The sequence below is a fragment of the Variovorax paradoxus EPS genome (genome assembly GCF_000184745.1).
Lineage (GTDB): Bacteria > Pseudomonadota > Gammaproteobacteria > Burkholderiales > Burkholderiaceae_C > Variovorax > Variovorax paradoxus_C.
The window spans coordinates 5,930,461-5,951,429 of sequence record NC_014931.1 but is presented as its reverse complement, the minus strand read 5'-3'; the positions used below and the strand labels follow the sequence as shown (position 1 = coordinate 5,951,429).

The window sequence follows — 20,969 nt, the reverse complement described above, 5'->3', positions numbered from 1 at the left end:
CGCCGCGCTCGAAGCCTTGCCGGCGAGGTGCCGGTTAGCATTCGCCGCGCCATGCCGTCCCACTTCAATTCCTTTTCTTCAGCTTCTCCCTTCCGCACGCCGGTGCTCGTCCTGAGCCTTCTGTCCGCCCTCGTGCTCGCCGGCTGCGGCAGCGCTTCGCGGCGCGTGTCGTACGAGCCGGAGGAGTTCGACTCCACCACCACCCACACGCGCAACTACGCCGCCACCGAGGCGCAGACCTGCGAGGCCGCGCGTCGCGCCTTGCTGAGCCAGGGCTACATGGTCACCGCGGCCAACGCCGACCTGGTGACCGGGCGCAAGAGCTTCCAGCCGGCGTCCGAGGTGCATGTCGAGGTCGAGTTCCGCGTGGTCTGCGCGCGGGAGGGCGGCAAGGGCGGCAGGTCCGGCAAACAGAGCACCGTGGCTTTCGCAACCGCGCTGCAGGACCGCTACGGCATCAAGAAGGTCAACAACTCGGCCAGCGTGGGCGTCGGCGCCTTCGGGTCGCTGTCGCTTCCCTTTGCCGGCAGCGACGACGCGATGGTCAAGGTGGCCAGCGAAACGCTCACCGACGAACGTTTCTACGACCGCTTCTTCACGCTGCTGGACCGCTTCCTCGAGGGCGGCGGTGCCGATGCGCCGCCCGACATGCCGGCCGAAGCGCCGGCGGCAGCGCCCGCACCCGCCACCAGCTTCCCCGTCGCCCCCTCGCCGAACCGCGGCTGATACCAAGTTGCGTTCGAAAAGAGAAATCCGTTCACGCTGAGCTTGGCCTGTCCTGAGCCTGTCGAAGGATCGAAGCGCCGCGCGAGGCTTCGACAAGCTCAGCCCGAACGGTTCTTGTTGATCGAACGCAAGATCGTATGAGCGCGCGGTCTACCGCACCAGCGTCGACTTGCCGAACAGGCTCTCGATCAGTTCCACGGCGATTTCCGCTGTCTGGTTGCGCACATCGAGCGCGGGGTTGAGTTCCACCACATCGAGCGAGCACAGCCGCCCGGTGTCGGAGATCATTTCCATGCACAGCTGCATCTCGCGGTAGGTCGGGCCGCCGCGCACGCCGGTGCCCACGCCGGGCGCGATGTTGGGGTCGAGGCAATCCAGGTCGAAGCTCACATGCAGGTGGGTGTCGTCGTCGACATCCTGCAGCGCCTCGGTCATGGTGGTGCGCATGCCGTGCTCGTCGATGTGGCGCATGTCGAACACGTTCAGGCCGAGCGTGCGGATGGCCTCTTTCTCGTCCGAGTCGACGCTGCGAATGCCGATGAAGCGGATCGCCTCGTGCGCCAGCGCCGCGGGCTCGCCGCTCCAGCCGGTCAGCTCCGCGGGGCCGTGGCCCAAGAGGCAGGAGACCGGCATGCCGTGCAGGTTGCCGCTGGGGCTCGTCGTCTCGGTGTTGACGTCGGAGTGCGCATCGAGCCACAGCACCCGCAGCTTCTTGCCGCGCTTGCGTGCATGCCAGGCCACCGCGCTGATCGAGCCGATGGCCAGGCAGTGGTCGCCGCCCAGCATCAGCGGCACGTGGTTCAGGCCCAGCGCGGTGTCGACGGCGTTGTAGACCGAGCGGTTCCACGCGATCACCTCGGCGAGATGGCGCAGGCCGTTGGCCGGCGGTGCCCAGGGCGTGGCCGGGCCGGCGAGATTGCCGCGGTCGATGACCGTGAAGCCCTGCCCGGCGAGCGCCTCGGCCACGCCCGCCACGCGCAGTGCATCGGGCCCCATGCCCGCGCCGCGCACGCTGGCGCCGATGTCGGTCGGTGCGCCGATCAGTTCGAGGGTGGTGTTCATTCAGGTGACCTCCGTGCTGCGTGCTGCGTTCGAACCGACTCGGCGGCTCACTCCGTCTTGCCTATGTGCTGCCAGAGATACGCATAGCCCAACGCATCCATGAAGGCGGACTCCTTGTTGTCCGTCGCCGCGCTGTGCCCGCCTTCCATGTTCTCGTAGAAGCTGGTGTCGTGGCCTTGCGCGGACAGCTTCGCGTGCATCTTGCGCGCATGCACCGGGCCCACGCGGTCGTCGCGGGTCGAGGTGGTGAAGAGCGCGGGCGGATAGTGCGCGTCGGCCTTCGCGTTCTCGTAGGGCGAGAAGGTGCGGATGAAGGCCCATTCCTCCGGCTGGTCGGGGTCGCCGTACTCCGCGATCCACGAGGCGCCGGCCGACAGGTGCGTGTAGCGCTGCATGTCGAGCAGCGCCACCTCGCTCACGATCGCGCCGTAGAGCTGCGGGTAGAGCGTGAGCATGTTGCCCATCAGGAGGCCGCCGTTGCTGCCGCCCATGGCGCCCAGGTGTTTCGGCGATGTGATCCCGCGCGCGATCAGGTCTTCGGACACGGCCGCGAAGTCCTCGCAGGTGCGAAGCCGGTTCTCCTGCAGCGCGGCCTGGTGCCAGCGCGGGCCGTACTCGCCGCCGCCGCGGATGTTGGCGATGACATGGACGCCGCCTTGCTCCAGCCACGCGCGGCCGATGCTGCCGCTGTAGCTCGGCTGCAGCGAGATCTCGAAGCCGCCGTAGGCGTACTGCAGCGTCGGATTGGTGCCGTCGGCCTTCAGGTCCTTGGGCGCGATCTCGAAGTAGGGCACGCGCGTGCCGTCCTTGGACACCGCGAAATGCTGGCTCACGGCGTAGCGCGAGGCATCGAAGAAGCCGGGGCTGTCCTTCAGCACTTCGGGCTCGCCCTGGCCGATGGTGCCGATGTAGAGCGTGGTCGGCTGCAGGAAGCCGCTCACGGTGAGGAAGTAGTCGTCGTTCTCGTCCTCGTCGATGCCGCCGGCCGCGATGGTGGAGAGCGCGGGCGCACCGCCCAGGCTCTCGCGCTTCCACGGGCCGCCGTCCTGCGGCGTGAGCACTTCGAGCTTGTTCACCACGTCGTGCATCACGTTGAGGATGAGGTGGTGGCGCGTCCACGAATGGCTGTCGAGCGCGGTCGTGTCGTCGGGCGCGAACAGCACGGTGAGCTCGCGCTTGCCGGCCATGTAGTCGTCGAACTTCGCGGCCAGCAGCGAGCCCGACTTGTAGGTCGCGCCGCCCACGGTCCAGTCTTCGCGCGGCTCGATCAGCATCCACTCGCGGCAGATGTCGGTGTTGGAGTCGTCGGGCACATCGATCTTGGTGAGCGTGCCGCCCGTGCCGCGCAGCCAGGTCTCGCTTTCGTAGAAGTCGATCTGGCGCGAGACGAAATCGCGTTCGAAGCCGGGCGTGTTGTCGCGGTAGGCGCTCACGGACATGTCCTCGTGCGCGCCTTCGTACACCGTGACGGCGGTCTCGAGCGGTGTGCCGCGCTTCCATTCCTTCACGATGCGCGGATAGCTCGAGCTGGTCATCGAGCCGGGGCCGAAATCGGTGGCCACGTAGAGGTGGTCGATGTCTTTCCAGCCCACGTGGTTCTTCGCTTCGGGAAGCGTGAAGCCGCCTTCGACGAAGGTCTTGCTGTGCAGGTCGAACTCGCGCACCACGTCGGCATCGGCGCCGCCGCGCGAGAGCGAAATCAAGCAGCGCTTGTAGTCGGGCTCCAGGCAGTCGGCGCCGTGCCAGACCCAGTTCTCCTTGTCGGCCGCGGCGAGGGCGTCGATGTCGATCACGGTTTCCCAGGCGGGCTGGGGCTTGCGGTACTCGGCGAGCGTGGTGCGGCGCCAGAGGCCCTTGGGGTGCGCCTTGTCGCGCCAGAAGTTGTAGAAGAAGGGGCCGATCTTGCGGACCATCGGAATCCGTTCGTCCGAGTCGAGCACTTCGAGGATGCCCGCCTCCAGCGCCTTGAAGGCGGGCGACTGTGCATACGTCTGCACGGTCTTCGCGTTCTCCTGGCGGGCCCAGTCGAGCTGGGCCTCGCCGTCGATCTCTTCGAACCAGAGGTGGTCGTCTTGCGGAGTCAGGGAGGGGGTGGATGTCATGGATGGCAGTGTACGAAGCCCCCGTGAAAAAGGCGCTGCGAGCGGTTCTTGCGGCCGCGGCCACTTTTTCATTACTCGGGAAAACCTCGGTGGAAACACTGAAGCAGGCGGGGCCCACGAACGCCATGTGCGGGGTATCCTGCCGGACGGCGCATGCCCCACCAAGGAGACACAACACATGAAACACCTGAGCGGACTTGATGCCACCTTCCTGCACCTGGAAACGCCCGAGATGCCGATGCATGTCGGCTCGCTCAACGTGCTGGACCTGCCCAAGGGCTACAAGGGCGATTTCTACGAGGACGCCAAGCAGTTCATGGCCAGCCGCATCCATCTGGCCGATGTGTTCACGCGCAAGCTCGCGCTCATGCCCTTCGACATGTCCAACCCCGTGTGGGTGGACGATGAAGACATCGACATCGACTACCACGTGCGCCACATCACGCTGCCCAAGCCCGGCACCAACCGCCAGCTGCAGCAGTACGTGGCGCGGCTGCATTCCACGCTCATCGACCGCAGCCGCCCGATGTGGGAGTTCTTCATCATCGACGGCCTGCAGAGCGGCCAGGTGGCGCTCTACACCAAGGTGCACCACGCGGGCATCGACGGGCAGGCCGGCGTGGAAGTCGGCAAGGCCATCTTCGACCTCGAAGCCACCGGCCGCGTGGTGAAGCCGCCGCGCTCGCGCCCGCGCGGCAACGGCTACCAGCTCGGCATGGCCGAACTCGCGACCGCCGCGCTGCGCAACACGGCGCAGCAGTACGTCAAGCTCTTCAAGATGGCGCCCGCCATCGCCCGGGCCATCAGCGGACTCGCCAAACCCGACGAGAAAGCGGCCGAGAAGGCCACCGCCACCGCGCCGAAGAAGTTCAACCTTTTCGCGCCGCGCACCTCGCTGAACGTGTCGATCACCAACCAGCGTACCTTCGCCGGCCGCACCATCTCGCTGGCCGAGACCAAGTACATCGCCAAGCATTTCGGCGTGTCGCTGAACGACGTGGTCATGGCCACCGTGGCCGGTGCGCTGCGCCACTACCTGGCCGACAACAACGAGCTGCCCGCCAAGCCGCTGGTGGCCGGCGTGCCGGTGAGCCTGCGCGAAGCGGGCGACGACACGGCCAACAACCAGGCCAGCATGATCCTGGTGAGCCTGGCGACCGACATCACCGACCCGATCCAGCGGCTGAAGGCGATCAATGCGTCGTCGAACAGCTCCAAGTCGACGATGAACCGCTTCAAGGCGGTGGTCCTCGATGACTTCCCCACCTTCGCCGCGCCCTGGCTGGTGTCGGGCATCGCCTCGATGGTGGGCCGCTCGGGCATCGTGAACCTCTTGCCGCCGGCGGCCAACGTGGCGATTTCCAACGTGGCGGGTGCGCCGTTCCCGATGTACTTCGCGGGGGCGCTGGTCACCTGCTACTACCCGGTGTCGATCGCGAGCCACGGCACGGCGCTCAACGTCACGGTGCAGAGCTACAACGGCCGCATGGACTACGGCCTGATCGCCTGCCGCCGCGCCGTGCCCGACATCACCGAGATCGGCGACTACATGCTGGCCGAGCACAAGCTCCTGATGGACCTGACGCAGAAGCACCCGTCCGCCGCGGGTGTCACGGCGCCCAAGCCCGCACCCGTTGCAGCCCATGCGCCGGACGTCGAGGAGGAGGCAGCGCCCGCCGCCGCGAAGAAGCCGGCAGCGCGCAAGAAGGCGGCTGTGAGCGCAACCGCCAAGAAGGCCGCGCCGGTCAAGGCCGCCGCAGCCAAAGCGCCAGCGAAAAAGGCGCCCGCCAAGAAGACGGGCAAGGCGGCACCCATCAAGACGACCGCCAAGCCCGTAGCCCGAAAGGCCGCACCGGCCAAGCGGGCCAGTGCCTCTCCCAGGGCGGCCGCGGCGTGATCGAAGCGAAGTAGGGGCGCCAGGCCAGAAAATTGGGGCAGTTGGACTAGTTTTCCGACCGTTCTAGTTTTGCAGGCCTAGGCCCTTCGGAAGAAGATGGGCCCATCGCATCCAGCGGTCCATTCAACTTCAAGGAAATCTTCATCATGTCCACGCAAACCACCCTCGCTTCCGCAGCCATCCACGTCGTCGGCCAATACAACGACGCGGGCAAGACCCTGGTCGGCGCCTACCGCACCGGCGTGCATCGCCTCCTGGGCGGCGCCGCTACGCGCTACAGCAACTTCCTGGGCAGCCGCCAGATTCCGCTGGTGAGCGAACAGATCAAGGCCAACCTGATCGGCGCGCAAGAGAAGGTCAACGGCTTCCTGGCCAACCGCCTGGACATCGACACCAGCCGCATCGTGAACGTGATGGACCGCGTTGCCGCCGGCACCACCAGCGGCATCGAAACCGTCGCCGGCCGCGTGGCCCGCGTCGAATCGCCGGTCGCTACCTCGGTGCTGAACACGCTGAACGCCATCAACCAGCCGATCGCTACCGTCTCGGTGCAGATCGCCGACCGCATCGCTGCCGGTGCCAAGCAAATCGAAACCCGCGTGGCCGGCGTGGACGGCGACATCGCCAAGCCCGTGCGCACCGTGAAGGCCAAGGCCGCCGTTGCCAAGAAGCCGGTTCGCCGCGCTGCTGCCCGCAAGGCGGCCTGAGAAGGTGTGAACGAATCCGCCATGCCCGCTCATCCCGCCCAGACACACCCGCTCGGCGTTGCAAATGCTCGCCATAGCCCGAGCTATGGCTGCGCTTTGCGCCTTGATCGGGTGCGCCTGGGCGGGCTGCTCGGGCACGCCGAATTCATTCGCACCTTCTGACCCCCGAGGCGCTCTGCGCCTCTTTTTCTTTCTGCTATCTGGAGCACCACTGAATGGCGACCCGCACTGACGAAACTGCAAAGTTGAAGAAGAAGGCGACGCCTGCCAGAAAAGCTCCGGCCAAAGCGCCGGCTGCTAAGAAGAAAGCCGCGGCGCCCCGCAAGGCGGCGCCCGCGGCCAAGAAGACCACCGCCGCCGCACCCGGCAAGGCCGAAGGCCTGCTGCGTGCCGGCCTCAAGGCGCTGGACACCGTGCGCAACGACGTCGCCAAGCGCCAGGCCAACGTCATCGAAGGCCTGCTCGGCATCGGGCAGGGCAAGACCGATGCGGCGGCCGGAGCCAAGGCCGCGCTCACCCGCGGCTTTCCCAGCCTCGACAGCTTCGGCATCCGCAAGTTCGAGGATGTGTTCGACCAGCGCGTCGCCACCGCCCTGCAGCGCCTGGGCATGCCGAGCGCGGAAGAAGTGCAGGCGCTGCGCGACGAGGTGACGCACCTGCGCGAACGCCTCGCGCGATTCGAACGTGGCGAAGGTGGCGAAGGCAAGGCCGGCCCGCGCCGCAATGGCGGCACCAGCAAACGCTGAGCGACGACAACGCAACCCGGTTGTGGCCAGCTCCAACACCACGCGCGATCGCATCCTGCAGACCAGCCTTGCGCTGTTCAACGCGGAAGGCCTCGCGGCCGTGTCGACGCACAAGATCGCCGCCGAGCTCGGCATGAGCCCCGGCAACCTGCACTACCACTTCAAGGCCAAGCAGCTGATCGTCGAATGGCTGTTCCGGCGCTTCGAGCAGCGGCTCGAAGCCCTGAACGGTTCGTCGACATCGATCTCGGCCATCGACGACCTCTGGCTCGCGCTGCATCTGCGCTTCGAGGCCATCGACGAATATCGCTTCATTTACCGCGACATGGCCTTCCTGGCCAGCGAATACCCGGCCCTCGGCCAGCGCGCGCAGGCGCTCACCGCGCAGAACCTCCTGGCCGCGCAAACGCTGTGCGAAGGGCTCGTTGCCTCGGGCGTGATCGAGACCAGCGCCGAGCAGGCGCGCATCCTCGCGCTGCAGATGGTGTTCACCACCACTTGCTGGCTGTCGTTCGAGCGGCTGGTGCCGGGGCGCGACGCGCTGGCGCAGGCCGATCCCGGTTTGGCGGCTTTCTACACGCTCACCCTTGTTTCTCCGTATGTTTCCAGCGAATCGAGGGCTTACCTTGATTACCTGAGGGGCAAATACCTCGGATAAATGGCGTGTCGTCCGACGGGAGAGTGCAACCATGGCCCCTCATGCTCGTCTTACAAAAGAGAAAACGCCCAAGACCCGAAAGGAAGCCACCCCCATGACCACCGCCATCCACGATCACATCGCACCGCCCTCGCGCCTGCTGCTGCTGGCCGAAGCGCGCGCCCTCTGGGAAACAGGCGCCGGCATCGCCATGTGGCCGCTCCTGCAACTCACGCCGCGCGGCGACGGGCACCCGGTGCTCGTGCTGCCGGGCCTGGTGGCGAGCGACGTTTCCACGCTGCTGCTGCGCCGCTACCTGGCGAGCCGCGGCTACGACGCCCACGGCTGGGGCCTGGGCCGCAACCTCGGTCCGCGCGAAGGCGTGGAAGACGGCATGGTCGAGCTGCTCAAGACCCTGAACGACAAGAGCGGCCAGAAGGTCAGCGTGATCGGCTGGAGCCTCGGCGGCGTCTATGCGCGGCTGCTGGCTTCGGCCCATTCGGGCCTGATCCGCAACGTCATCACGCTGGGCAGCCCGTTCTCCGGCAGCCCGCGCGCCACCAACGCCTGGCGCGTGTACGAGGGCGTGAGCGGCCAGAGCTCGCACGACCCGCGCCGCATGAAGTTCGTGCAGCCCACGCCGCCGGTGCCGACCACCTCGATCTTCAGCCGCACCGATGGCGTCGTCGCCTGGCGCTGCAGCATCGAGAAGACCGGCCCGCAGTCGGAAAACATCGAAGTGATGGCGAGCCATTTGGGGCTCGGCGCGCACCCCGCGGTGCTCTATGCGGTGGCCGACCGGCTGGCTCAGCCCGAGGGCGAGTGGAAGCCCTTCAACCGCGGCTTGCTGGGGCCGCTGGTGTATCCCGATCCCGACCGCGACATGTGATCGATCGATCGCGCGCTCCATAAAAAAGCCGGCACCTGCCGGCTTTCTTCTTGGGTGCCGCGCAGGCTTCAGGTGCCGGCCCACACGTCCAGCACGTAGCGCTGGTCGGCAATCATCTTGTCCATCCAGGCGTTGCTGTCGTGCCCGTGCTCGCGCGCGATGTCGGTCAGCGTGCGCCGCACGTCGGGCTCCATGCGCGAGCCGTCGCCGCACACGTAGATCACGCCGCCGGCTTCGAGCAATTTCCACACGGCCGCGGCCTGCTCGCGGATCAGGTCCTGCACATACACCTTGCGTTCGCCCGAGCGCGAGAACGCGGTGTGCAGCTTCATGAGGCCGCGGTGCGACCAGCCCTGCAGCTCCTCGGCGTAGATGAAGTCCTGCTCCGGGTGGCGGCAGCCGAAGAACAGCATCGCCTCGCCCAGCGCCTCGCCGCGCTCGACCTGCGCCGCGCGCTCCTGCAGGAAGCCGCGGAACGGCGCGAGGCCTGTGCCGGGGCCGACCATGATCAGCGGACGCATCGCGTCTTCCGGCAGCCGGAAGCCCTCGGCCGTGGTCTCGCGGATCACGCCGTGCACCGTGTCGCCCGCTTCGGCGCGCGCCAGGTAGTTGGAGCACACGCCCTCGAAGATGCCGTTGCCCGAGAGCGCAGGCTCGCTCACCACGCCCACGGTCACGCTGCAGCGGCCCGGCGTCATCGAGGGCGACGACGAGATCGAGTAGTAGCGCGGCGACAGCGGCGACAGCATTTCGAGGAACACCGCGAACGGGACCTGGCAGGCGCGGTGTTCTTCGAGCAATTCGAGCAGCGACTTGCGCTTGTGCAGCACCTCGGCCTTGTACGCGGCCTGCGAGGCCTCGTCGCTGCCCGAGAGCGCGACCAGCTTCGGCTTGGTGAACGGGCATTCGGTATACGCCGCGAGCGTGGCGATCTGCTTGCGCGTGGCCACGTCCTGCAACTCGACGTAGTCGCCCAGCAGGCGGTCGACCGCGATCACCTGGTCCACCGGCAGCGCGGTCTTGCGGCCCGGCGCGGCCGACAGGCGCACATGCGCCGAGCGGTCGAAGCCGAAGCGCGCCATCGCACGTTCGACCTGTGCCGGGCTGTTGCGCGGCACCACGCTCAGGTGGTCGCCGGGCACGTAGTTCACGCCCTCGGGCAGCATCAGCTCGACGTGGCGCGTGGAGCGGCTCGTCCCGGCATCGCCACCGGGGCTTTGCAGTTCGCGGTTCTCGACGACGCGCAAGGCGACGGCGCCCAGCGCATCGACCAACGCGTTCTTCTGCGGCGGCGGCAGTTCCTCGAGCGTGTAGAGCGGCTCGGCCTCGGCCGGCGTGTCCGCGCCGGCCTTGATGCCGAAGGCCTTCACCAGCTCGGGCCAGAGCGCATCGCTCCAGTCCTGGAACGCGCCGTCCATGTCTTCGCGCGCATCGCCTTCGCCGCGCGGATGCACGCGCGTGGCGCCCAGCGCTTCGAGTCGTTCGTCGATGCGGCGCGGCACCGCCTGGTAGGTGGCGGCCCAGTCGGTGTTGCCGCAGCCGAACACGCTGAAGCGCACGCCGTTGAGCGCGTCGTCGGCCTTGTCGAGCCAGCGATGGAACTCGGCCGCGTTGTCGGGCGCAACGCCGTTGTACGAGGCGCAGACGATGGCCACCGCGCCATTGGCCGGCAGGCGCTCGGCGTAGTCGTCGAGCGAAGCCACCTGCGTGGAGAAGCCGCGCAGCTCGCCGGCCTCGGCCAGTTGCCGCGCGAGGTCTTCGGCGGTGCCGAGGTTGGAGCCCTGCAGCACCAGCAGCGAGGTGCCGTGGCGCGCCGCCTGGGGCTTGCGCGCAGCGGGCTTGGCGGGCGCATCCGGCGCGGCGGTCGTCTCGCCATTGCCGCGCGGACGTGAGGCCGGATCGCGCAGCAGCGCCTTGATCTTGAAGTTCTCCGGCTTGATCGTCAGCGCTTCCTTGATCTTGAGCTTGTAGCCCGTGTGATCGACCAGGTTGAAGCGCTGCAGGATCATGCCCAGCGTGAGCACGGCTTCCTGCAATGCGAACTGCCGCCCGATGCAGGCGCGCTGCCCGTTGCCGAAGGGCTTGAAGGCATTCACCGGCCGCTCCCGCTCGGCTTCGCGGCTGAAGTTGTCGGGGTTGAACTGGTCGGCGTTCTCGCCCCAGATGGCCTTGTCACGGTGCAGCGCGAGCGCATGCATGATGACCATGTTGTTCTTCTTGATCGTGTACTGGCCGCCGATGGTCGTGTCTTCCTTGGCGCGCATCGAGATCGCGGGCGCGGTCGGGAACATGCGAAGCGACTCCTTCAATACCTGCATCACGTACTGCAGCCGATTGACCTGCGCATAGGTGGGTTTCTGCGAGGTGTCGCCGCCGAACACGCTGTCGACCTCGGCCTGCGCCTTGGCCATTGCCTCGGGGTTGTTCAGGAGGAAGTAGATCGCGAAGGAGAGCAGGCCGCTCGTGGTCTCGTGGCCCGCGATGAGGAATTCGATGCACTCGTCGCGGATCATCTTGTCGGTGAGCTGCTCGCCGCTTTTCTTGTCCACGCCCGCGATCATGTAGCTCAGCAGGTCGGGCTTGGTGGCGATGTCGGCACCGCTCGCGCGCCGTTCTTCGATGATGTCTTCCACCATCTTGTGCATGTAGCGGATGTCCTTGCGCTGCTGCGCAAGCTCCTTCTTGAGCATCAGCTCCTCGAGCGGCAGGCCGCGGCGGTTCTGCACCGTCTCCAGCGTGCGCACCATCGCATCGACGAAGGGGTGGAAGCCCTCGCGGTAGAACGAGTTGAAGCGGTAGCCGAAACCGCACAGGCCGATGGTGTCCAGCGTGAGCGCGGTCATGTCGCGCACCACGTCCACCTCTTCGTCGAAATTGAGCCGCTCCCACTTGGTGACCAGTTGGCCCGCGATGTCCAGCATCATCGGGTGGTAGGCCTGCATCGCGCGTTGGCTGAAGTTGGCCAGGAGGATGTTGTGGGGCTTGGACCACGTCTCCTCGTGCGTGTCGGAGGTGAAGAGGCCGTGCGATGCGGCGCGCAGCCGGCGCAATGCGCCGCGCGTGCTTTTGTCGAAGCGGGCCTCTTCGCAGAGTTCGTCGACCAGCGCGGGCGACGACACCACGATCACCGGCATGCCCGGCATGTCGAGCCAGTAGATGCCGCCCAGGTCCTGCGCGATCTTCCACATGTCGAGCACGGGAGAGTCGGAGCCGATCGACAGCAGGTTGCCGACGAAGGGTTTCTTTGCCGGATGCGGGATCGGATAGAGCGAGTTTTTTCCTGCCATGGGTGCCTTGTTGTGCCTTCGGTATGGACCCGCTTCGGATGTCCGGGATGCGAATCCGGAGTATCCCGATGGCACGGCGGTGGGCGGGACGGGGTTTCCCTAAGGCGGAGTCCTGGGAGTTCGGGGCGGCGATCACGCCGACGGGGTGCCTTGCTCCGCGAATGTCCCCCGGCTTCGCCTCCTCCTTGATTTCGCTGCGCAAGGCACCCCATCGGCGTGCTCGTTTTCAGAGCTCTGGTTGATCAGCGATACACCGGCAGCGCGTCCAGGTGCGCAGGGCATCGGGTGCTCCCCGCAGCGAAATGAATGCGAAGGGACTTCTCGCTTTCTGGTCACGGCATCGAGTGCCAAGATTGATTTGCGAAGTCAATCTGAAACCTTTGAAAGGAGAAGCCCCATGAACGAGATTACCCGAGTCGGCGTGGATTTGGCAAAGCGCGTGATCCAGGTCTTTGCGGTCAATGCCGCGGGCTTGCGCGTCACCGGGCGCGCCTTGGCACGCGATAAATTCCTGGCTTGGTGCGCGCAACTGCCCGCGGGCTGCCTGGTTGCCATGGAGGCCAGCTCCAGCGCCCATTACTGGGCGCGCAAGCTGCTTGCTCTGGGGCTGGATGCCCGCATCATTGCCGCCCCGCACGTCGTGCCTTATCGCCTCCAAGGCAAGAGCGGCAAGAACGACGCCAACGATGCCGCTGCGATCTGCGAGGCGGCCTCGCGCCCGCACATGCACTTCGTGCCGATCAAGAGCGTGGAGCAGCAAAGCATGCTGTGCATTCACCGCCTGCGAGAGGGCGTCAAGGCAGACCGCACCGCCTGCATCAACCGCATCCGGGGCCTGTTGGCGGAGTTCGGATTGGTGTTCGCCCAAAGCCCCGAGGCGCTGCGCCAGGTGCTTCCCGACGCGATGGAAGATGCCAGCAATGAACTGGGCGCTCTGGCCCGGTTGACGCTGCAGCGGGCCTATGCGCAATGGCAAGAACTCGATGCACACCTGCGATGGTGCGACGAGCGCATCGCTGCACACGGCAAGGCCAGCGATCAGGTGCGCCAGGCCGAGCAGTTGCTGGGCGTGGGACCGGTCACGGCATCCGCGGTGGTGGCCACGGTGGGCGACTTCAAGCAATTCAAGAACGGTGCGCAGTTCGGCGCCTGGCTGGGTCTGACGCCTCGACAGAACTCCAGCGGCGGCAAGAACAACCTGGGGCGCATCACCAAGCGAGGCGACGCGTACCTGCGCACGCTGCTGATCCAGGGGGCCAAGTCGATCGTGCTGACGGCGCACAGACGCGACGACCCGATCTCGCGCTGGGTGCAGGCCTTGCGCGAGCGCTCCGGGTGGCAGAAGGCCGTGGTGGCGTTGGCCAACAAGAACGCGCGCATCCTGTGGGCCGTGTTCGCACGCGGGCGGGCCTTCGATGCGCACCACGTCAGTACCAAACCACCAGGCGCCATCGCTGCGGTCATCGCGGTGTAGCGCGAGCTGTTCGAAGAGCCTTTGTTGATGTTTGTTTGTTTGCCAGACGTGAGTTCCAAGATGCAATGAACAGGTCAGACCGGCAGCGGGCAAGCTCGACTCCCCCTTGGTGATGCCAATTGAAGTGGGCATCACGAGAAATGAATGGAGCCCCGCTGAGCGGTTCGTATCTGGGTCCGCACGGCCACACGCCCGTGCAACAAGACCGTCGGTAGATGTGCAGTCTGTTCCTCGTTTCGTTGCGACTCGATCCTCACCGCCTTGCAGGCAATACAGCATGGCAAGAAAACAACCCTGAACCCGTGCTTGACCGCGCGAGAAGTCCCGGTACAAGGGGGAGGCCGCAGGCCGGAGGACATTCGCGGAGGGGAGTACCCGGTGGCCTGCGCACATACCCCGAAAGAACTCAATCAGCGCAAGTAAAAGCCTTCAAGGCCGGACCATCTTGCACTCGGTCCCCTGTGCCAGCTCGTTCCCGCTGTAGACCGCATCGGTGCGAAAGCCGTAGTTCGTCCCTTCCCAGCCCACCTTCACCGCCTTGCCGTCCACCGGTGCGATGGTGTTCACCACCTGAGGCAGCAGCAGTTGGTGGTCTTCGGCCCGCATGCGCACCGTGCCAACCACCGAATCGAAGCTCAGGTCTTCGAGTGCACGCGCTACCTTCACGGTGTCGGCGCTCCCCGCCTTGTTGATGGCCAGCGCCAGGAGCCTCGGTGTCATGTCGATGCGCGGCGCAAGAAAGTCCTTGCCGGTCTTGGCCTTGTAGGCCTTGGCGAGCGCATCGGCCTTCGGCGTATCGGCCTGGCCCGGATGCCATTCGGCCACCCAGGTGAGCTGGCCCGTCTTCGCCTGAGACACCGCGGTGACCGTGCCCGGCACCGAGCCCGCGCTGTGGTTGAAGTAGCGCAGGTTGTAGCCTGCATCGCCCGCGGCCTTGAGCAGCAGCGTCATGTCCTGCCCCCAGTTGCCGGTGATGACCGAATCGGCGCCGCTCTGGCGGATGTTGGCGATGTAGGGCGCGAAATCCTTCACGCGACCGATGGGATGCAGCGCCTCGCCCACGAACTGCACGTCGGGCCGCGCGAGGCCCACCATCTGGCGGCCGTAGCTCGCCCACTGCTTGCCGTGCGCGTAGTCCTGGTTGAGCAGGTAGACCTTCTTCACGTCGGGCGTCTTCTTGATGTAGTTGGCCAGCGCCTTCATCTTCATCGCGGTGTTGGCCTCGGTCTGGAAGTGCCAGAAGCTGCAGCCCTTGCCGGTCATCTCGGGGTCGATGGAGGAGTGGTTCAGCACGATCAGCTCCTTGCCCGGGTTGCGCTGGTTCCAGCGCGCCACCGACTGCACCAGCGCCGTCACCACCGAGGAACCCGAGCCGCCCGTCACGATGGCCTTCGCGCCCTGGTCGATGGCCGCCTGCAGCGCGCTCTGGCTCTCCTGCGCCGAGAGCTTGCTGTCGAACTGCAGCAACTGCAGCTTGGTGCCGCCGAGCACGCCGCCCTTGGCGTTGATGTCTTCGATGGCGTATTGCGTGTGCATCAGCATCAGCTCGCCGACATTGGCGAACGGGCCGGAAAGCGGATCGATGTAGGCGATCTTGTAGGTCGGCTGCTGGGCATTCGCGGCACCTGCGATGCAAAGCAGGCAGGCAAGGGCGATCCGCGCCGAGGGCGCCTTCTTGAGCTTCATGGTGTGTCTCCGGAGGTTGTTGGTCAGTCTTTGGCGCTGAGGCCGATCACGCGGCTCGCGAGCTTCGTCAGTTCGGCCACCACCTCGTCGGGCGAGAGTCGGCCGCCGGGGCGGTACCAGCTGTAGAGAAAGCCCGGCAGGCTGCAGGCCGCGAGTGCGGTGATCTTGGTCTCGCCGAAGTCGAGGTCGCCGTCGCGCCGCGCCTCTTCGAGCAGCGGGCACAACAGGTCGTAGAAGTGATGCGCGAGCTTCTTCTGCGCCGCGATGTACTCGGGCCGGTACACCTGCGGCTCGCGGTACGGAAAGAAGGCGACCGGGTGGTGCGCGATGGTCGCGCGAATCAGCCGCTCGATGCCTTCGAGCACCTTCTCGCTCGCGCGGCGCGGGTCGTCGGCCGCGAAGTCGAGCGCGGTGAAGCAGTCGACCGCGGGGCGCCACGAGAGCGTCTCGAAGATCTCCTGCTTGTCGCGGAAGTAGTAGTACACGAAGGGCTTGGTCACGCCGAGCGCGCGAACGATCTGCGCCATCGTCGTGTTGGCGTAGCCCTGCGCGGCGAAGAGCTGCGCGGCCGCCTGAAGGATGCGCTCGCGCTGCGTGTCGGTGCTCTGTGTGGCCGCGCGCTGACGGCCCGTGCCTTGCGGCAGATGCGGCTGTGCCGTGGTGGCGGTGGTTGTCTCGTCGGCTTTGTCGGCCCCAGAGGGTTTGTGCCGTGTCGCGGAAGTTATACCCATGGGTAGGATTGTTCGTGCACGATGCACCCATTGGCAAGCGCCTGCCCCGTGCAGGCGGCTATCGATAACCCTGAGAAAGAGACGCCATGGAGACACTGCCCGACCGTCCGCAACAACCCCTGCACGAGTACCTGCGCACCCATGCGCGAGAGCGCGGCGAGCGCGCCGCCTGTATCTGGTACGGCCATGCGATGAGCTGGTCCGAACTCGACCGCGCAAGCGATGCCTTCGCCGCGCGATTGCAGGCCATCGGCGTGAAGAAGGGCGAGCCGGTGCTGCTCTTTCTCAACAACTGCCCGCAGTACCTGGTCGCGCACTTCGGCATCCAGAAGATCGGTGCCATCGTCTGCCCGAGCGGCCCGCTCAACAAGGAGCATGAACTCGCCTACCAGGTCAACGACCTGAAGGCGCGCGTGATCGTCGCGGCCGCGCCGCTGTTGCCGGTGGTGCGCAAGGTGCAGCCCGAGAGTGCGCTTGCGCATGTGTTCGTGGTGCACTACGCCGACCTGCTGCCCACGCCGGCTGCACTCGATCTGCCGGCGGAACTCGCCGCCGAGCAGAAGCAGAAGCAGAAGCAGAAAGCCGAACGCAGCGTGCCGTCCGATTGCGTAGACTTCCTCGCAGTGATGAAGTCTGGTGCGAAGCCGGAGCCCGTCGCCATCGACATGGACGACGTCGCGCTCATGACCTACACCTCCGGCACCACGGGTCTCCCCAAGGGCGCGATGCTGAGCTACGGCAACGCGCTCTTCAAGACGCGCGCGGTGGTCGATTGCAACGGCGTGCGTCCGGACGACGTGCTGCTTTCCATCGCGCCGCTGTATCACATCGCCGGCATGCTGATGGGCGTGAACGTGCCGGTGTTGAGCGGTGCCGCCTCGGTGCTGCTGCACCGCTTCGATCCGCGCGCGGTGCTGCAGGCCATTGCCGCGCACAAGGTGAGCTGGTGGTACAGCATCGCGCCGATGAACGTGGCGTGCATGCAGGTGCCCGACATCGCAGGCTTCGACCTGTCGAGCCTGAAGATGAACCCGGTGACCAGCTTCGGCATCACCTTCACCGAACCGCTGGCCGCTCAATGGCGCTCGCATGCCGCGAACTGCAGTTCGTTCGAGGCCGCCTACGGCCTGAGCGAAACCCACACCTGCGACACCTACACGCCGCACCATGCGCCGCGCTGGGGTACGCAGGGCATTGCGGTGCCGGGCGTGACGATTCGCATCATCGACACCGATACGGGCGCCGACATGCCTACCGGCGAGGTCGGCGAGATCGTGCTCACCAGCCCGGGCTCCTTCAAGGGCTACTGGAACAAGCCCGAGGCCACCGCGGCGACGCTGCGAAGCGGCTGGGTGCACACCGGCGACATGGGCAAGCTCGATGCCGACGGCTACCTCACCTTCATCGGCCGCTTCAAGGAAATGATCAAGGTTTCGGGCTACAGCGTGTTCCCGGAAGAGGTCGAGACCATCCTCATCAAGCATCCGGCGGTGGCGCAAGCCGCGGTGATCGCGCAGCCCGATGCCGAGAAGGGCGAGGTGGTGAAGGCGTTCATCGTGCGCAAGCCCAATGCCGAGCTCGACGCCGATGCACTCATCGCCTGGTCGCGCGAGAACATGGCGAGCTACAAGGCACCGCGCGCCGTGAGCTTCATCGACGCATTGCCCACCACCGGCGCCGGCAAGGTGCTGCGCCGGCTGCTCAAAGACAAGAACTGAAAGACATCGCGTGTTCTCCAAAGTTTTGATTGCCAACCGCGGCGAGATCGCCGTGCGGCTGGTGCGCGCCTTGCGCGATCTCGGTATCGCCAGCGTGGCGGTGCATGCGCGCGACGATGCTGCGGCGCTTCATGTGCAACTGGCCGATGTGGCGGTGGCACTCGATGCAACCGGGCCGTCTTCTTACCTCGACGTGGCCGCGCTGATCGCGGTCGCGAAGGCGGAGGGCTGCGATGCAGTGCATCCCGGCTACGGCTTCCTGAGCGAGCGCGCGGATTTCGCCGAAGCGTGCGCAGATGCGGGGCTGGCCTTCATCGGCCCGACGCCCGAGCAACTGGGCCTCTTCGGCGACAAGGCGCGCGCACGCGAACTGGCCACGCAATGCGACGTGCCCGTGATGCCCGGCAGTGCAGGCGCCGTGACGCTCGCAGAGGCACAGGCCTTCTTCGCCGAGCAGCATGCGCAAGGTGCGGGCGTGATGGTCAAAGCGATTGGTGGTGGCGGTGGGCGCGGCATGCGCGCGGTGCTGAACGCGGCCGATCTGCCCGAGGCGCATGCGCGCTGCATGTCCGAGGCCAAGGCGGCTTTCGGCATCGAGGGCGTGTACGTCGAGCGGCTGATGCGCAATGCCCGACACATCGAGGTGCAGGTGCTGGGTGACGGGCAAACCGTGGCGAGCCTCGGCGAACGTGAATGCACCCTGCAGCGGCGCTTCCAGAAACTGGTGGAGATCGCGCCCAGCCCTTCGCTGCCGGAGGCTTTGCGCGCGCAGGTCACGCAGGCCGCGCTGCGCATGGCCAAGACGGTCGGGTATCGCGGCCTCGGCACTTTCGAATTTCTTGTCGATGTGGCATCGGCGACGCTGCCGTTCGTTTTCATCGAGGCGAATCCGCGGTTGCAGGTCGAGCACACGGTGACCGAGGCCGTCACCGGACTGGACCTGGTGCAGTTGCAGATTGCCGTCGCGTCTGGCGAATCCCTCGGCGCGCTGGGCATCGATGACGACCGCACCGCGCCGCAGCGCGGCTTCGCGGTGCAGTGGCGCATCAACGCCGAGACGCTCGATGCTCAGGGCAACGCGCGGCCGTCGGGCGGCACGCTCGCGCGCTTCGACCTGCCGAGCGGGCCGGGTGTGCGTGTCGATACGCACGGCTATGCGGGCCTCGCGCCGTCGCCGCACTACGACACGCTGCTCGCCAAGCTGATCGTGCATTCGCCGTCGCCGAACTTCGCCGATGCGCTGCGCCGCTCGCTGCGCGCGCTGGACGAGTGCCGCATCGACGGCATCGCGACGAATCTCTCGCTGCTGCGCGCCATCGCCGCGCGGCCCGAGTTCGGGACGCAGGCGGTGCATACGCGCTTCGTCGAAGCGCATCTGGGCGATCTGCTGGCGGCCGCGGCAGCGCTTGAAAAGCATGCGAAGCAGATCGCTCCTGTTGCTGCAGAGGCTCTGACCTCAGCGGACGACGAAGCGGACGACCTCACCGTCAAGGCGCCGATGCCCGCAAAGCTCGTGCAGTTCGAAGTGGCCGTCGGCGATGTGCTCCCTGCCGGCGCACAACTTGGCGTGCTCGAAGCCATGAAGATGGAGCATCTGTTGCACGCGCCCTTTGCGGGTCGCGTCATCGCGCTGCTCGCGGAGCCCGGCGACTACCTCGTCGAAGGCCAGTCGCTGGTGCGCCTGGAGGCCGTCGATGCGCAAGCCGTCGAAGCCGAGGCGCGCACCGAGCACGACCTCGATGCGATCCGCCCCGATCTGCAGAAGGTGATCGACCGCCACGCGCCGACGCTCGATGCCAACCGCAAGCCGGCCGTCGACAAACGCCACGCGCAAGGCGGCCGCACCGCACGCGAGAACATCGCCGACCTCTGCGACACCGCCGCCGACCCGGGCAACTTCATCGAATACGGCGCGCTCGCCATCGCCGCGCAAACGCGTCGCCGCACGCTCGAAGACCTGATCGCCAACACACCGGCCGACGGCATGGTCACCGGCCTCGGCAGCATCAACGCGAAGCAGTTCGGCCCCGAGAAATCGCGCTGCGCCGTGCTGGCTTACGACTACACGGTGCTCGCCGGCACGCAGGGCATGCGCAACCACCACAAGACCGATCGGCTGCTGGCGGTGGCGCATCAACTGCAACTGCCTGTGGTGCTGTTCGCCGAAGGCGGCGGTGGCCGTCCCGGCGACACCGACATGCCGATCGTCGCGGGCCTCAACAACCACACCTTCAGCCAGTTCGCCGCGCTCTCGGGCAAGGTGCCGGTGGTCGGCATCGTGCATGGCCGCTGCTTCGCGGGAAATGCGGCGCTGCTGGGCTGCGCGGACGTGATCATCGCCACGCGCGGCAGCAACATCGGCATGAGCGGGCCCGCGATGATCGAAGGCGGCGGGCTCGGTACCTTCGCGCCCGAGCAGATCGGGCCGAGCAGCGTGCAGTCGCGCAACGGCGTGATCGACATCCTCGTGGAAGACGAGGCCGCCGCGGTCGCCGCGGCCAAGCAATACCTCTCGTACTTCCAGGGCCCGACGACCGACTGGCAATGCGCCGACCCGCGCACGCTGCGCCACGTGGTGCCCGAGAACCGCCTGCGCGTGTACGACGTGCGCGCCGCGATGCGCGGCGTGGCCGATACGGGCTCGCTGCTCGAACTGCGCGCGGGTTTCGGCGCGGGCATCGTCACCGCACTCGCGCGCATCGAGGGCAGGCCGGTCGGCCTCATGGCCAACAACCCGCACCACCTCGGCGGCGCCATCGACGTGGAGGCTGCAGACAAGTCCGCGCGCTTCATGCAGCTGTGCAATGCGCACGGGCTGCCCATCGTTTCTCTGTGCGACACACCGGGCTTCATGGTCGGCCCCGAGATCGAGGCACAGGCGCAGGTGCGTCATGTCTGCCGCATGTTCATGGTGGCGTCGCATCTGCGCGTGCCTTTCTTCGCGGTCGTGCTGCGCAAGGGCTACGGCCTCGGTGCGCAGGCGATGACGGCCGGCGGCTTCGATGCACCGGTGTTCACTGTTGCCTGGCCTACGGGTGAGTTCGGCGCGATGGGGCTCGAAGGCGCGGTGCGGCTGGGCTTTCGCAAGGAGCTCGCGGCGGTGCCTGAAGGTGCCGAGCGCGATGCGCTCTTCAAGAAGCTCGTGGCGCAGCAATATGCGAACGGCGAGGCGATCCACATGGCGCAAACGCTGGAGATCGATGCAGTCATCGATCCGGCGGAAACCCGCACCTGGCTGGTGCGCGGTTTGACTTCCGCCACGCGTGCGGCAGCACCTGTTTCTTCCTATGTAGACACTTGGTAACCA

General features: G+C 66.7%; 14 protein-coding genes. 9 read left to right on the top strand and 5 right to left on the bottom strand.

Annotation, left to right across the window (positions count from 1 at the left end; genetic code table 11):
* The first annotated feature begins 51 nt into the window (after nt 1–51).
* Nucleotides 52–726, top strand: a complete 675-nt coding sequence (locus VARPA_RS27295) for a DUF2242 domain-containing protein (protein ID WP_013543824.1) — start codon at nt 52–54, stop codon at nt 724–726.
* Between the two features lie 150 nt (nt 727–876).
* Here the strand turns inward: VARPA_RS27295 and rocF are convergent, their stop codons facing one another.
* Nucleotides 877–1,788 (bottom strand): arginase, encoded by a 912-nt coding sequence (gene rocF / locus VARPA_RS27290; protein WP_013543823.1) that lies wholly within the window; start codon nt 1,786–1,788, stop codon nt 877–879.
* 47 nt (nt 1,789–1,835) lie between these two features.
* On the bottom strand, nt 1,836–3,890 hold the full coding sequence (locus VARPA_RS27285; RefSeq protein ID WP_013543822.1) for a prolyl oligopeptidase family serine peptidase: 2,055 nt from the start codon (nt 3,888–3,890) through the stop codon (nt 1,836–1,838).
* Between the two features lie 178 nt (nt 3,891–4,068).
* On the opposite strand from VARPA_RS27285, the gene VARPA_RS27280 reads away from it, so the two are divergent.
* From VARPA_RS27280 to VARPA_RS27260, 5 genes are all read left to right on the top strand, one after another.
* Complete coding sequence (locus VARPA_RS27280; protein ID WP_013543821.1) at nt 4,069–5,787, top strand: WS/DGAT/MGAT family O-acyltransferase; 1,719 nt, start codon at nt 4,069–4,071, stop codon at nt 5,785–5,787.
* Nucleotides 5,788–5,933: 146 nt separating this feature from the next.
* Nucleotides 5,934–6,494 carry a hypothetical protein gene (locus VARPA_RS27275; RefSeq protein WP_013543820.1) on the top strand — a complete coding sequence of 187 codons (561 nt, stop codon included), beginning with the start codon at nt 5,934–5,936 and terminating at the stop codon, nt 6,492–6,494.
* A 215-nt stretch (nt 6,495–6,709) separates the two neighbouring features.
* Entirely contained in the window at nt 6,710–7,240 is a 531-nt protein-coding gene (locus VARPA_RS27270) for a phasin family protein (RefSeq protein WP_013543819.1), read from the top strand.
* 22 nt (nt 7,241–7,262) lie between these two features.
* Nucleotides 7,263–7,898, top strand: a complete 636-nt coding sequence (locus tag VARPA_RS27265; protein WP_041943069.1) for a TetR/AcrR family transcriptional regulator — start codon at nt 7,263–7,265, stop codon at nt 7,896–7,898.
* Between the two features lie 94 nt (nt 7,899–7,992).
* On the top strand, nt 7,993–8,766 hold the full coding sequence (locus VARPA_RS27260) for an esterase/lipase family protein (protein WP_013543817.1): 774 nt from the start codon (nt 7,993–7,995) through the stop codon (nt 8,764–8,766).
* A gap of 68 nt (nt 8,767–8,834) precedes the next feature.
* Here the strand turns inward: VARPA_RS27260 and VARPA_RS27255 are convergent, their stop codons facing one another.
* Nucleotides 8,835–12,053, bottom strand: a complete 3,219-nt coding sequence (locus tag VARPA_RS27255) for a bifunctional cytochrome P450/NADPH--P450 reductase (RefSeq protein WP_013543816.1) — start codon at nt 12,051–12,053, stop codon at nt 8,835–8,837.
* Nucleotides 12,054–12,450: 397 nt separating this feature from the next.
* On the opposite strand from VARPA_RS27255, the gene VARPA_RS27250 reads away from it, so the two are divergent.
* Nucleotides 12,451–13,527 carry an IS110 family transposase gene (locus VARPA_RS27250; protein ID WP_013538845.1) on the top strand — a complete coding sequence of 359 codons (1,077 nt, stop codon included), beginning with the start codon at nt 12,451–12,453 and terminating at the stop codon, nt 13,525–13,527.
* A gap of 429 nt (nt 13,528–13,956) precedes the next feature.
* On the opposite strand, the gene VARPA_RS27245 is transcribed toward VARPA_RS27250, so the two are convergent.
* The gene (locus VARPA_RS27245; protein ID WP_013543815.1) at nt 13,957–15,213 is read right to left on the bottom strand and encodes a branched-chain amino acid ABC transporter substrate-binding protein; all 1,257 of its coding nucleotides are present in this window, start codon (nt 15,211–15,213) and stop codon (nt 13,957–13,959) included.
* A gap of 23 nt (nt 15,214–15,236) precedes the next feature.
* Entirely contained in the window at nt 15,237–15,944 is a 708-nt protein-coding gene (locus tag VARPA_RS27240) for a TetR/AcrR family transcriptional regulator (protein ID WP_013543814.1), read from the bottom strand.
* An 86-nt stretch (nt 15,945–16,030) separates the two neighbouring features.
* On the opposite strand from VARPA_RS27240, the gene VARPA_RS27235 reads away from it, so the two are divergent.
* Both VARPA_RS27235 and VARPA_RS27230 read left to right on the top strand, forming a co-directional pair.
* A complete protein-coding gene (locus VARPA_RS27235; RefSeq protein WP_013543813.1) occupies nt 16,031–17,662 on the top strand; it encodes an AMP-binding protein in 1,632 nt (543 codons plus the stop codon).
* Nucleotides 17,663–17,672: 10 nt separating this feature from the next.
* Nucleotides 17,673–20,966, top strand: a complete 3,294-nt coding sequence (locus tag VARPA_RS27230; RefSeq protein WP_013543812.1) for a carboxyl transferase domain-containing protein — start codon at nt 17,673–17,675, stop codon at nt 20,964–20,966.
* Nucleotides 20,967–20,969 lie beyond the last annotated feature (3 nt).